This is a genomic window from Pseudoalteromonas sp. Of11M-6, from assembly GCF_022347905.1.
GTDB lineage: Bacteria > Pseudomonadota > Gammaproteobacteria > Enterobacterales > Alteromonadaceae > Pseudoalteromonas.
In genome coordinates this window covers 192,921-204,930 of record NZ_JAKRFW010000002.1, presented here as the reverse complement: position 1 = coordinate 204,930, position 12,010 = coordinate 192,921, and the positions used below count along the sequence as shown (strand labels likewise).

The window sequence follows — 12,010 nt, the reverse complement described above, 5'->3', positions numbered from 1 at the left end:
CTTGAGGTAAAGTATGGAAATAGAAATAACACAAGGATGGGACATTGAGTATGCACAAGCGGCTGCTGAGCTTTATGTAGACGCGTTTGGTAGCAAATTCAAAGCTGCAGTGCCGGATCGCAATAAGCTGATCACTATTATCGCGAAGAGCTTCATCTCAGAATACTCTTTTGCTGCCTTTGCAGACGGCAAGTTAGTGGGGGTTGCGGGCTTTCAATATGGCAAAGGCGGTTTTACATCGAATATGGGCTTTACTGGACTCATTGATGAATTAGGCTTGCTAGGCGGGGTTAAAGCCGCAGCGGTGTTTACCCTATTTGAGCGAAAGCCTGCGCCCAATGAAGTAGTGATGGACGGCATCGCTGTTGCAAAATCGGTCAGAGGACAAGGTGTTGGCACTGCGCTTCTAGTGGCACTGCAGCGCTACACCAAACAAAGCGGGTTTCACGCTTTACGACTTGATGTAATTGATTCTAACCCCCAAGCAAAAAAGCTTTATATGAGAATGGGCTTTGTTGCCTCCCATCACGAAGATTTTTCTTATCTCAATTGGTTAATCGGTTTTAGCGGGGCAACAACGATGTTGTGGCGTCCATAAGACTGGTTTCCTTTGTTGCTAAAAATAAACGTGAAAGATAAGCAGGCCTTAACCATTTGCTTTTGCTGTGAAGTAACAAGTAAAATGCCGAACTTTACGCATAACCAGACACTGACATGACAGCAATAAACCCTGTATCGACCCTCCTTAATCATCTGCAAACCCAAGCAGTACCAAACGAGCTTAGGCGTCTATTTCATGGACGTGGTCGTTGCTATGAAGGGCTTGAACAAATCACAGTAGATTGGTTACAAGGTCAGCTCTTAGTCTCTTTATTCAAGGAGCACGACGTTGACCTTATTGCGTCGTTAAAGCAAGCACTATTATCACTTGTGGAGACAGAAGCATTTAACGGAAAACTCTCTGCTATTTTGCTGCAACATCGTTATTTGCCTGACTCAGATCTCGAGATCTTGTATGGTGAATTAACTGCTATGCCTATCGTTGAAGAAAATGGACTTAAATATGGCCTAAAGCTTGGCGTAAAGCAGAACATGGGACTGTTTTTAGATATGCGTTTGGGTCGTGAGTTTGTTAAAACTCAGTCTGCGGGGGCTCGGGTACTTAATCTGTTTTCTTATACTTGTGGGTTTTCTGTTGCGGCGATTGCGGGCGGTGCTGCCCATGTTGTGAATCTAGATATGGCAAAAGCGGCGCTCAAGCAAGGCCGAGTCAACCATCAACTCAATGAACACGACCTCAGTAAGGTGTCTTTTTTAGGCCATGATTTATTCAAATCTTGGGGAAAAGTGCGTAAATATGGGCCGTACGACCTTATCGTAATTGATCCGCCAAGCTTTCAAAAAGGCAGCTTTGCATTGACCAAAGACTATCAACGTATTTTAAGAAAGCTTCCTGAGTTACTTACGCCAAATGCCCAAGTGTTGGCGTGTGTGAATTCTCCCGATGTTTCAAGCCAATTTCTGATTGATGAAATGACCAGAGAGGCACCAACCCTCACATTTGTTGAACGTTTACAAAACCCACCTGAATTTAAAGACATTGATGAGCAAAGCAGCCTCAAGTGTTTACGGTTTAAAGCAAGTTAATCTATTTTTAGCACTTTGACTGGATGTAAAAGTGTGGACTAATACAGATAACCATTTAGCATTGAAAAGCGACCATTCAGCAACATTCAGAGTGCTTTTCGACGCTAAATGCGTACCATGAACGTATTCAGTCACTATTTGTATTGATTATGGTCAATCTCACATTGCAGCGAAATGAACAATTCGCAATTTTAGCCATCGTTGCCGCAATAAGTTTTGCTATCAGTCTTACCGATTGGGTGCAGCGGGGCATGTTGTTGTCGGCAAATATCGCGCTCTCTTCTATTTTGGCGGTTGTGTTCCTCTACTGGTTACCTATGGTGATAAGTTACGTACTCATCATCCGTTTCAAGATAGGCAATTGGCCGCTGCAATATATCGGCTTTTACGGACTGATGGTAATGGGCTGTTTATGTTGGGGTGTACTCAGAAGTGGAATGTTAAATACCCATGCATTTTCACTGTTTGAGGCGCTAACCATCGCACTGCCTTGGTCTAGCGGTATTTTTGTGGTGATTAAGTTCTACCTTTCCCAAAAGTTGTTAAAACAAGAAAAACAGCTTCGCCAACTAGCTGAAATTAAGTTATTACACAGTCAGTTAAACCCGCACTTTATGTTCAATAGCCTCAACACAATTGCAGCCTTTGTACCAAATCAACCAGAAGCAGCACGGTCTTTGGTTCATAATCTCGCTGCGGTATTAAGATATTCATTAACGCATTCTGTGACAAGCGGAAAAATACCGAGCAAAGTATCCGTTGCCGATGAGCTAATTGCACTAAATCAATGGTGCGAGATAGAGCAAAGCCGGTTTGGGGATGCGCTTATCATCGACTTTGATATCGACGATGCATTATTGAGCGAAGTAATACCGCCAATGATTTTACAGCCACTTTTGGAAAATGCAGTAAAACATGGCAACAGTAGGCCGCTTCACATTGATGTATTAATCAAAAAGTTAGCGAACCAGTTAGTGTTTAAAATCAGTGACAACGGGGTGGGCTTTAAGGAGCAGGACATATTGAGTTCGTCAGATGCGGGACTCGGTCTTTCGATCACGCGCTCACGGTTAAAGTTAGAAGAAAATGCTGAACTTAGGCTTGGTAACGACATGCACACAGGTGGTGCTGTTGTCAGCTTTTCACTCACACGAGGAGCAAAGGAATGTTGAACATTGCCATTGTGGAAGATGAGCAACCAGCCATTGATAAATTAACTGAACAACTTAGCCAGATCACCAAGCACAACTTGGTACTGACTTGTAACACGCCATTAGTATTTCTTGATACATATCGAGAACTTGCGATAGATATTGTCTTTGTCGATATTAACTTGCCAGAATGCAATGGTGTTACTTTGGTCGAGAAACTTCAAGGAACGGGGTTTGCAGGTGCGATAATTTTTACCACGGCCTACAGTGAGTTTGCGGTTGAGGCCTTTACGCTCGGCGCGGTTGATTATTTGCTCAAACCGTATAGTACTGAACGCTTAGCGTTGGCGCTATCAAGAGTCAATCGTGTTATCGCGACAGGATTCGCCGCTACTTTAACGAGTAAGGTGGCGGGGAAAACCTCACTAATTGATGTCAGCAGTATCGAACTTATCAAGCTAGAATACGGTCAAGCCATTGCGTTTAGTAATGGACAGCAATATCCCATTGATGGCTCCCTTGAGGAGATCCAACAGCAATTGCCAACACATTTCTTAAGAGTTCACCGTAATGCCATTGTAAACCAAAGCGCGATAACGGCGTTTGAACGCTGGGTTACAGGGGGTTACCTTGTCAAGTTGCGAGATAGCAATTTACAAGTTGTGACCAGCCGGGGCGGTGCAAAACTACTCAAACAACAACTGAGCAACATAGGGCTCAGCTAACTCAAAAAAGGTAATAAAATGATGAAAACTATAATGCCATTTTCTTTGGTAGGGCTTCTTGCAGCCTGCTCAAACACGACTATACCAGATGTTAAACGTCAGTTTATCGATGATGGTCAGACTCATCCATTGGTTGTGGTGTTAGGTGGCAGCGAAGGGGGGAATACACTCGCTAATCCTCAGTGGAAACCATTTTTAGATGGATTTAATGATATTGGTGTCTCAGTAGCTGCACTTGGTTATTATGGCACTGAAAATACATCGAGCAGTGCAGCTGAATTATCTTTGGATGATATAGCCAAACGGATAAAAGCATTGAGTGCAGACCCAAAGATAGACCCAAATTGCGTGGCGGTGTATGGTTTTTCTAAAGGAGCGGAGCTTGCGTTATTACTCGGTGCGCACTTTGATGAGATAAACCATGTAGTGTCCGTCATGCCTAGTCACGTAAGCTGGAATGCTGTTAAGACCTTGTCTTCTCGCTCGAGTTGGACGCTTAGCGGCAATGCTCTGGACTACATTGATGCACCACTGTTGTCATGGAAAATGCAAAAGGGGAACGTAACGGGAGAGTTTACACCTGCCTTTGAGGCTGCATTGGCAGAGGCAACACCTGAAGCAATTGCAGCCGCTCGCATCCCGGTTGAAAACACTAATGGGCCAGTGCTGCTGGTCTCTGCCAAACACGATGAAATTTGGCCATCGTACAAAATGGCCGGATATATAGAAGCTGGTTTACGCGAGGCTAGTTTTTCTCATCCATTTAAACATATCGCACTTAACTCGGGTCACTATAGCTTTAACAAAAAAGTGCAAACCGAGGTAAATCAATTTTTAAGCGAAACCTTGGTAGCACGTTGCGCGAATAAGTAGCAATGAATTCACCTTGCTTTTATATTCTTGGTCGTTGAAAAATTTACCGAGCTGCAGGTAACCTTGTGTCTGCAGCTTTTAGTCGCTTTGTGTATTTTGCCGGTGTGATCTGAAAGATAGTTTTAAATTCGCGAATAAGATGAGATTGATCAGCGTAGCCGCAATCTAGCGCGAGTTGAGCGATGTTAATGTCAGGTGTTTCTCTCAGTTTTTGTTTAGCCAATCGAACTCTATAAATGCGAGCTAAATGTTTAGGGGTAATCCCACAATGTGTTTTAACTTGTCTCTCTAATTGCCGTTTTCCGATCGGAGTTTGAGCATATGCTTGCTCTAAAGGAGTCATTGAAACAATATGCTCAAGGAGTGTTTGGGTATGTAGGATAGAATTGTGTCGAGGAATTGGCATATTCAATATTGGTTCTAGGAGTTGAAGTAATGCTGTCAGGTTGGCACTACTTTTTTGTAGCGTGTTCAACAAGGGCAATATATTTTTGGGATTTGCTATAGGATGTTGCAGCGTTTTCAGAAATGCCAGTCCCGCGGGTTTAAAGCGGATCCCGAAAAAACATGCCTGTTCAGAATAGCTGACTTTGCTAGACTGAATGGCAATTGGTTGTAGATAAAAGGGGGCTGTGAGCTGATTGTCGTTGAAACTAACGAGCCCACGAAGAGGGAAGATAAATCCAGTTGCCCCGTCGCTTGGAAGCCAAGTTTCTCCGCACTTGTGTGATTGTGCAAACCAGATAGCTTGCACATAGTTAGCGATTTCACCTGTTGGGTTTATTAATTCAAGCGTTAGATCTGTGCTCATTGAACTCTACATTCGGCTTAAACATTTTCACGATCCGATTCCAGCTGTTGATGGCATTAATAGCGATAGTTAACGTAGTCAATTCTTTATCATCAAATTCTACATTGAGTGTTTGATAAAAAGCGTCGTCAATCATTTGTGCGTTTGTCAGCTTTTCACAAAGCGCTAATGCCAGTTTTTCTTTATTGGTGTATAACGGCATGTCTTGCCATGCACTTAATCCAATAATTCGATTAGTGGTTTCACCATACTCTAGTGCCTGTTTAGTGTGCATTGCAATACAAAAAGCGCATTGATTGATTTGTGATGCTCTAAGTTTAACGAGCTCCCAGATTGTGACTCCAAAAGTTGTATGTGCCTGCTGTTTTAATAATTCCTCTTGTCCCAATAAGTGCTGAATAAGCTCAGGTGCCTGATTGAAGTAGTCTGCTCTTTTCATTTCTGAATCCTCATGTTTAGTGATACGTATAGTGTAATGAGGTGTAAGCGGTAAAAATTGAAAAAAAACGTCTTTGTAATAAAATTTTAAGGAAGGAACACACAACTCTAATTTAAAGGATGGTTGTAAAATAATGTGCGATGTAAACCTTGCTCTAGCGCTTTATCATTTATCCACACTCAAAAAAATCTGGCTTCAGGCCAACGGCACTTTTACAAATAAACAGCAGCAGGTAGAGCCAGTTAGTTTCGAATTATATAAAGCGACTTTTGACATACTGGGCTTAAGTTTATCTCAAGCACATCAGTTACAGTTTCAATATGCTTATGATTACGATAGCTTTATTGATGCAATTGTAACAATTGCTCAGCCGAGTAGTGAAAAAATAGCATTGCTAAAACATGTCACCTGCCACTTACCTTGCCCCGACAGTTATCAAGAAAAAATAGCTGCTGTTCAGAATATGCCGGATGTACTCACTGAGGACGACCTGAAATGCTGGCAGGACAACGGCTATGTCATCGTTAAAAATGCAGTGAGTGCCGAAGGCTGTGCCAATGCGAGAAACGCCATCCAAGACTATTTGGAGATTGAATTAGCAGAACCAAAGACTTGGTATAAGGTTAACCACGAAAAATTGAGTCGCAGTATGGTGCATTTGGTACAACATAAAGCACTGGAAGACAATCGGAATTCAATGAGAATTCATAAGGCCTTTAGCCAGTTATGGCAAAGCGAACAACTGATAGTTTCAGCCGATCAGTGTGGGTTCAACCCGCCTGAAACTGCACAATCTAGCTTTCAAGGTCCTGATCTACATTGGGATTTAGATTTCTCTAAGCAACTCAAGTTTGGCACGCAAGGGATTTTGTATCTATCAGACACTGAAGAAAAACAGGGTGCAACAACGGTTGTGCCAGGATTTCATACAAAGCTAGAGTCATGGCTTGCAACGGCTCCATGGGATCCATGTATTCCAAACACAGAATACTTACATCAACTGGGCTCCAAAGCAATTGCAGCCAATGCCGGAGATATGGTGATTTGGCACCAGTTTTTACCTCATGGTGGCAGCGCGAACACAGCAAACGCACCTCGTATAGTGCAATACATCAATATGCATCCATTTCCAGAAATGTAGAAGGTGAAAAAATCTCTATTTGGTTAAATTTTGTCTTAACTTGGCGGCGAGCAAACAGTAGTATGATTGTTAAGTTTGGGAGAATGTAGCAACTCACCACAAGGAAAAGCCGTCGATGCAATTAGCACAACTCAATATAGCCACCGCTAAATACCAAATGGATGCGCCAGAAATTCAATATTTTGTAGAAAGTTTAGACCGCATTAATTTACTCGCAGAGCAAAGCCCTGGCTTTATTTGGCGCTTGAAAGATGAAACCGGTAATGCAACAGAGATTAAGGCGTTTGATGATCCAAATATTATCGTGAATATGTCTGTATGGCAGTCGGAGCAAGCGCTCAAAGATTTTATGTTTAAAACCGCGCATAAGGAATTTTTGGCGCGTAAAAAAGAATGGTTTCACCGCGCTGAACAGGAAACCTACGTGTTATGGTGGGTTGAAGAGGGCCATATCCCGACGCTAGATGAGGCCAAAGAAAGGCTCGATTACCTGCGTCGTTTTGGAGATTCGGCTTATGCCTTTACGTTTAGAAATAGTTTCACCGAACTAGACGTAAGGGAGAGGGAAGCTTGTGAAGAAGATTAATCTTGTGCACCGATGAAATGATAATCAACCGTAAAGGTGTAGAGCCGCGTGGAGTGGTGAATACTGATGATGTTGGTGGTACACTAATCGTAGATCATGATGTATGGATTTAACCAAAAATGCGCGCGGCACTAAGAAGCAAGATAATAGAAGTATGTGATAAAAAAATCGCACAAAAAGGGGATAACGTTGGCGTATCATTTTACGCTTTTTTTGCCAATAAAAACACGGACCCTGCACTACTTATGGAAGCGGCGACTTGGTGGATACAAACTCACGAATTAGACCACTTCGAAAAGGCGTTAAAGATAAAAACAATGGTTGAAAGTGGAAAATAGGTCTTAAAGGATATTGCCATGGGCCATCAATCGAGATGACCCAGCTGGCAGTTACAGCGTGTAAAATGAGACAAAAAATACTGCAACAGATGCAAGTGCAAACATAGTGTACTCGGTGATAGTTTGTTTGCGTTTCTCACCATCAGTTTTAGGGGCTGTCGCTATCATTAGCAGGCTAGTGACAAACATTGCTAATGAATATAAACATAGGATTGATAAAGTAGCATCTGTAAACATATAAGCCTCGACTTGGTTCTACTCATTTTAACTACGTGCATCATGGTCATACAGATCAACCTCTATACACGTTTATTTAAGTTGTATTCGCTTCTAATTACAGTAAATTATACTGTGTTTTTAGGTGTTTCTGAAAGGAGTAAAAGATGCAAGTCGAATATTTTGTGGTTGACGCATTTACGCGTAAACGTTTTGGTGGTAACAACGCTGCAATCGTTGAGGTTGAAAACTGGCTTAGCGACGCTTTAATGCAGCAGATAGCCATCGAAAATAACCTTTCCGAAACCGCCTTTTTGAAGCCAGTTGATAACAATCATTATGAGATCCGGTGGTTTTCTCCAATTACTGAAATTGACTTTTGTGGTCATGCCACGCTTGGTGCTGCGTATGTACTTTTTAATCAGAAGGGAAAGTCAGGTGAAATAAAATTTCAAACTCAAGAAGTCGGAACACTCACTGTGAAGCAAGTGGCTGATGGTCGCATTGTGATGGAATTTCCGAACTTAGCCCCTGAGTTAACTGAAGCCCCCGACGCACTGCTGGAAGGGCTGAATGTAACACCGACGCGGGTACTTAAAAATCGCCAAGCGTACTTTGTGATTGTTGAGACTGAGCAACAAGTACGCAGCTGTGAGTACGACAGCGATAAATTGAAAACCCTTGCGCCTTTTGATGTTGTGGTAACAGCAAAAGGCAATGACGTTGATTTTGTGTCGCGTTACTTTTGGCCTGCAAATGGGGGCGATGAAGATCCGGTTACCGGTTCAATTCATGCCGGGTTAGCGCCATATTGGGCAAAGGCGCTAAACAAACAGAAACTTCATGCACATCAGGCTTCAAAACGTGGCGGTGAGCTATTTTGTGAAGTGACGGATACGAATGTCATCGTATCTGGGTTTGGTGTACTTTACGCAAAAGGAATATTCGAAATTGAGGACGAATAAGATTCACTTCATACAGGCAAAAGAAAGTGACTTTGACTACCTAGTGGCGCTGCGTAAAGCGACCATGGTGCCGCACTTAGAAAATGCCGGACTGTTTTTGACTGACGCTGAACATAAAGCCAGAGTATTATACGAATACCCAAGCTCACATTTGATTTATATAAATGAAAAGTGTGTTGGCTTGGCTAAGTTTAAGCAACGTGAACATGACTATTACCTCTTTCAGCTGCAAATAGAGCCCCAGCAACAAGGAAAGGGGCTCGGTGCACAAGTCATTAAAAGCTTGATAGAAAACCACTCAACATTGCCTTGGGTATTGACGGTGCTTAAAGCGAATCCCGCGAAGCGTTTATACGAAAAGTTGGGATTTGTGCAGTTTGCTGACGATGAATATGAGTTTCATTTTAGGCGTGAACCTAATCCCCAAATTTAGTATTCTCTAGCCAATTTAAATTTAAAAGAGTTGTTATGGCAAAACAAATATGGGTAGATGCCGATGCCTGTCCCGTGGTGATAAAAGAAATGCTGTTTCGCGCTGCAGTGCGTACTTCTACCACGGTTACATTGGTTGCAAATCAATATCTAAAAACGCCTCCGTCTCCTTTTATTCAAAAGCTTCAAGTCCCAAAGGGATTTGATATTGCGGATAACGAAATCGTGAAGCGCGTTAATGAAGGTGATTTGGTTATTACTGGCGACATTCCACTTGCAGACGAAGTCATTGAGAAAAAGTGCACCGCACTTAACACGCGCGGTGAATTGCTGACGAAAGAAAACATAAAATCTCGCTTAAATATTCGTGACTTTATGGACACGATGCGTGCCAGCGGCGTGCAAACTCAAGGGCCACCGCCTTTGTCTCAAGCTGATAAGCAAAATTTCGCCAATCAATTGGATACTTGGATCACCAGAAACACAAAGGGGTAGGTATGGCTTATAAGGCGAGTTGTTTGTGTAAAGCGGTTCAAATTGAAATCCGTGGAGCAATCAGCGATATCATTCATTGTCATTGCTCTTTATGTCGTAAGTCTACAGGCACAGCTTATGCAACTAATGGCTTTGTGCTGTGGAGTGATTTTGTGATTCTCAGTGGCGAAGAGGCACTAAACATCTTCGAGTTTAAACCTGGAAGAAAGCGCCATTTTTGCAAACATTGCGCAAGTCCAATTTTTAGTTCGAATGAAAACGATCCTAAGCGGGTGAGGTTAAGGCTTGGCATTTTGGACTCGGATATCAAAGAGCGGCCAATATCACATAATTTTATCTCTTCAAAAGCCAATTGGGACGACTTAGACGCGCCGCTTCCTCGCTACGATGCATTTGAGCCTAGCCGCGATCTATCAACAACATCGGGAGGTAATTTGTGACGGGTATTAGTGATTTATCTCAATTATTAAAAGACATTTCCCCGACGCTTGATGAAACACCTTTTGTATTTTGTACAGTGCAAAAAAGCCTTGCTGAGTGCGTAATTTTCAATCCAATTGCGACCTTTATGGAGCGCGAGGGGTTAACGCTGGTAGTCACCAAGCAAATGGCAGACGAACATGGATTGGATTACAGCTGTGTGATGAATAAAATTACTTTGCAAGTGCATTCGAGCCTAGAAGCCGTAGGGTTAACTGCTGCATTTTCCAATGCGTTAAAAGGTGCTGATATTAGCGCGAATGTAATTGCGGGCTTCTATCATGATCATATTTTTGTGCCCGTAAATGATGCTAAGCGGGCGGTACTCGCGATACAAACGTTGGCAAAATGACATTGATAAATCTCGAAGGTTATTAGGTCGCATGAAAGTTTACTTTAAAAGAATGGCCTCCAAAGGTGTGTGTCCTCCGAGAAAACCGCTTAAGAAAATCCTTTGGTCATGGGTTGGCGCAATGGTGGGGATCTTGTTGATTACGGTGATTTCTAACCTCGCTTTACCATATGGTGTTGGCAGCGCATTGCTCATTGGCTCTTTTGGTGCAACTGCTGTTTTACTCTATGGCGCTCCTATGGCAGAGTTCTCTCAACCGAGAAATTTACTGGGCGGGCATTTCTTTTCAGCTTTACTCGGTGTCAGCATTTTTATTTTGCTTGGAGAAGAGAGTCTGTTTGCAGCACCGCTTGCGGTATCGCTCTCAATTGTTGTGATGCACTTTACTCGAACCTTGCATCCACCCGGTGGAGCGACCGCGCTAATCGCCATTATTGGTGGTGAGTCTGTTCATAACTTGGGATATATGTATGCATTTTATCCCGTGTTGGTGGGGGCTCTGCTGATGTTGTTGGTCGCGCTGTCTGTGAACAATATGTCGCGCAATCCCAAGCGGCATTACCCAGTTTATTGGTTCTAACTATTTTATATAAAAATTTAAAAGGACAGGCATGTCAAAAATTGAATTCGTCCCTTACCAATTAGTCCCAGCTAGCTTTAATCCATGGCGTGAAATATTTGTTGAAGTGGCAGAAGAAGTGATGGTGGCATTAGCACACCCTGAACTTGAATTTCTACACTTTGGTTCTAGCTCTTTTAAGGTTGCTGGCAAAGGGATCATCGATATCTCTGTGTTATACAAACCCGGGCAATTAACGCAAGCAGTTGAACATCTTAAAAATTTAGGCTTTAAAGATCAGCACAGCGATAATCCGTTTCCTGATACTCGTCCTAGAAAAGACATCGCGGTGATGTATCAAGGTGAGTTGTTTCAAGTGCATGCGCATGCTATTGAAAAAGGAAGTGAAGAACATATAAAGCAAGAAAAATTTAAAGCTTATATGCTTAGCAACCCTAACGCGCGTGCGGAGTATGAAACTCAGAAGCAATTGGTAATAGCGCAAGGTATAGCCTCCCAAGATGCGTATGGAAAAGCTAAAGCACCATTTGTAAAACGCACTTTGAAGGACATCCAATTTAATTAACTAAAGTTCGAATAACTAATATTTTGCTTGAAGTTAGTGATAAAATTAACTGCTGGTATCCAATCCCAATCGCTCATGGTGATCGCATAAATTATTCATAGTGGAGCACGGTTTGATGTTGCTCCTAAAACTTGCTAACTAGGCAAGGGGGAAAAGTAAAGATTTGCGTTAAGACAGGAACCTCGCTCATTCTCCGAACAAGCATAAGGAGGTT

18 protein-coding genes are annotated in these 12,010 nt (G+C 42.5%); 15 read left to right on the top strand and 3 right to left on the bottom strand.

Annotated features, from left to right (window positions below; genetic code table 11):
• Window positions 1–13: 13 nt before the first annotated feature.
• The 5 genes from MHN32_RS02180 (at window position 14) to MHN32_RS02160 (ending at window position 4,396) form a co-directional block, all read left to right on the top strand.
• A complete protein-coding gene (locus MHN32_RS02180) occupies window positions 14–598 on the top strand; it encodes a GNAT family N-acetyltransferase (RefSeq protein WP_010604556.1) in 585 nt (194 codons plus the stop codon).
• Window positions 599–714: 116 nt separating this feature from the next.
• Window positions 715–1,647 (top strand): class I SAM-dependent methyltransferase, encoded by a 933-nt coding sequence (locus MHN32_RS02175; protein ID WP_239420784.1) that lies wholly within the window; start codon window positions 715–717, stop codon window positions 1,645–1,647.
• A 149-nt stretch (window positions 1,648–1,796) separates the two neighbouring features.
• Window positions 1,797–2,819: a histidine kinase gene (locus tag MHN32_RS02170; RefSeq protein ID WP_235367526.1), complete on the top strand. Its 1,023-nt coding sequence runs from the start codon at window positions 1,797–1,799 to the stop codon at window positions 2,817–2,819.
• A complete protein-coding gene (locus MHN32_RS02165) occupies window positions 2,813–3,523 on the top strand; it encodes a LytTR family DNA-binding domain-containing protein (protein WP_010604559.1) in 711 nt (236 codons plus the stop codon). Before MHN32_RS02170 ends, MHN32_RS02165 begins: the two co-directional genes overlap by 7 nt.
• Before the next feature lie 18 nt (window positions 3,524–3,541).
• Window positions 3,542–4,396 (top strand): acyl-CoA thioester hydrolase/BAAT C-terminal domain-containing protein, encoded by an 855-nt coding sequence (locus tag MHN32_RS02160; RefSeq protein WP_239420783.1) that lies wholly within the window; start codon window positions 3,542–3,544, stop codon window positions 4,394–4,396.
• Between the two features lie 43 nt (window positions 4,397–4,439).
• On the opposite strand, the gene MHN32_RS02155 is transcribed toward MHN32_RS02160, so the two are convergent.
• Together MHN32_RS02155 and MHN32_RS02150 are read right to left on the bottom strand one after the other, a co-directional pair.
• Complete coding sequence (locus MHN32_RS02155) at window positions 4,440–5,207, bottom strand: helix-turn-helix domain-containing protein (RefSeq protein WP_239420782.1); 768 nt, start codon at window positions 5,205–5,207, stop codon at window positions 4,440–4,442.
• Window positions 5,185–5,646 (bottom strand): carboxymuconolactone decarboxylase family protein, encoded by a 462-nt coding sequence (locus MHN32_RS02150; RefSeq protein ID WP_010604562.1) that lies wholly within the window; start codon window positions 5,644–5,646, stop codon window positions 5,185–5,187. The genes MHN32_RS02155 and MHN32_RS02150 overlap by 23 nt, the downstream gene beginning before the upstream one ends.
• Before the next feature lie 133 nt (window positions 5,647–5,779).
• Between MHN32_RS02150 and MHN32_RS02145 the strand changes: the two genes are divergently transcribed.
• The 3 genes from MHN32_RS02145 (at window position 5,780) to MHN32_RS02135 (ending at window position 7,711) form a co-directional block, all read left to right on the top strand.
• Window positions 5,780–6,787 carry a phytanoyl-CoA dioxygenase family protein gene (locus MHN32_RS02145; protein WP_239420781.1) on the top strand — a complete coding sequence of 336 codons (1,008 nt, stop codon included), beginning with the start codon at window positions 5,780–5,782 and terminating at the stop codon, window positions 6,785–6,787.
• Window positions 6,788–6,902: 115 nt separating this feature from the next.
• Complete coding sequence (locus MHN32_RS02140) at window positions 6,903–7,373, top strand: DUF3291 domain-containing protein (protein WP_130163893.1); 471 nt, start codon at window positions 6,903–6,905, stop codon at window positions 7,371–7,373.
• Window positions 7,374–7,492: 119 nt separating this feature from the next.
• Window positions 7,493–7,711, top strand: a complete 219-nt coding sequence (locus MHN32_RS02135; RefSeq protein ID WP_095727837.1) for a DUF6500 family protein — start codon at window positions 7,493–7,495, stop codon at window positions 7,709–7,711.
• 51 nt (window positions 7,712–7,762) lie between these two features.
• Here MHN32_RS02135 and MHN32_RS02130 read toward each other — a convergent pair whose 3' ends face one another.
• Entirely contained in the window at window positions 7,763–7,948 is a 186-nt protein-coding gene (locus tag MHN32_RS02130) for a hypothetical protein (protein WP_235367523.1), read from the bottom strand.
• Window positions 7,949–8,094: 146 nt separating this feature from the next.
• Between MHN32_RS02130 and MHN32_RS02125 the strand changes: the two genes are divergently transcribed.
• The 7 genes from MHN32_RS02125 to MHN32_RS02095 are packed head-to-tail and all read left to right on the top strand — an operon-like array spanning window position 8,095 to window position 11,796.
• On the top strand, window positions 8,095–8,892 hold the full coding sequence (locus MHN32_RS02125) for a PhzF family phenazine biosynthesis protein (RefSeq protein WP_239420780.1): 798 nt from the start codon (window positions 8,095–8,097) through the stop codon (window positions 8,890–8,892).
• Window positions 8,879–9,325: a GNAT family N-acetyltransferase gene (locus MHN32_RS02120; protein ID WP_102056666.1), complete on the top strand. Its 447-nt coding sequence runs from the start codon at window positions 8,879–8,881 to the stop codon at window positions 9,323–9,325. The genes MHN32_RS02125 and MHN32_RS02120 overlap by 14 nt, the downstream gene beginning before the upstream one ends.
• Before the next feature lie 35 nt (window positions 9,326–9,360).
• Window positions 9,361–9,819, top strand: coding sequence for a YaiI/YqxD family protein (locus MHN32_RS02115; RefSeq protein WP_010371749.1), 459 nt, complete (start codon window positions 9,361–9,363; stop codon window positions 9,817–9,819).
• A 2-nt stretch (window positions 9,820–9,821) separates the two neighbouring features.
• Window positions 9,822–10,259 (top strand): GFA family protein, encoded by a 438-nt coding sequence (locus MHN32_RS02110; RefSeq protein WP_239420779.1) that lies wholly within the window; start codon window positions 9,822–9,824, stop codon window positions 10,257–10,259.
• Window positions 10,256–10,651 (top strand): ACT domain-containing protein, encoded by a 396-nt coding sequence (locus tag MHN32_RS02105; RefSeq protein ID WP_102056668.1) that lies wholly within the window; start codon window positions 10,256–10,258, stop codon window positions 10,649–10,651. Before MHN32_RS02110 ends, MHN32_RS02105 begins: the two co-directional genes overlap by 4 nt.
• A 31-nt stretch (window positions 10,652–10,682) precedes the next feature.
• Complete coding sequence (locus tag MHN32_RS02100; RefSeq protein WP_010371740.1) at window positions 10,683–11,231, top strand: HPP family protein; 549 nt, start codon at window positions 10,683–10,685, stop codon at window positions 11,229–11,231.
• Between the two features lie 31 nt (window positions 11,232–11,262).
• Window positions 11,263–11,796, top strand: a complete 534-nt coding sequence (locus MHN32_RS02095; protein ID WP_239420778.1) for a GrpB family protein — start codon at window positions 11,263–11,265, stop codon at window positions 11,794–11,796.
• Window positions 11,797–12,010: the final 214 nt, after the last annotated feature.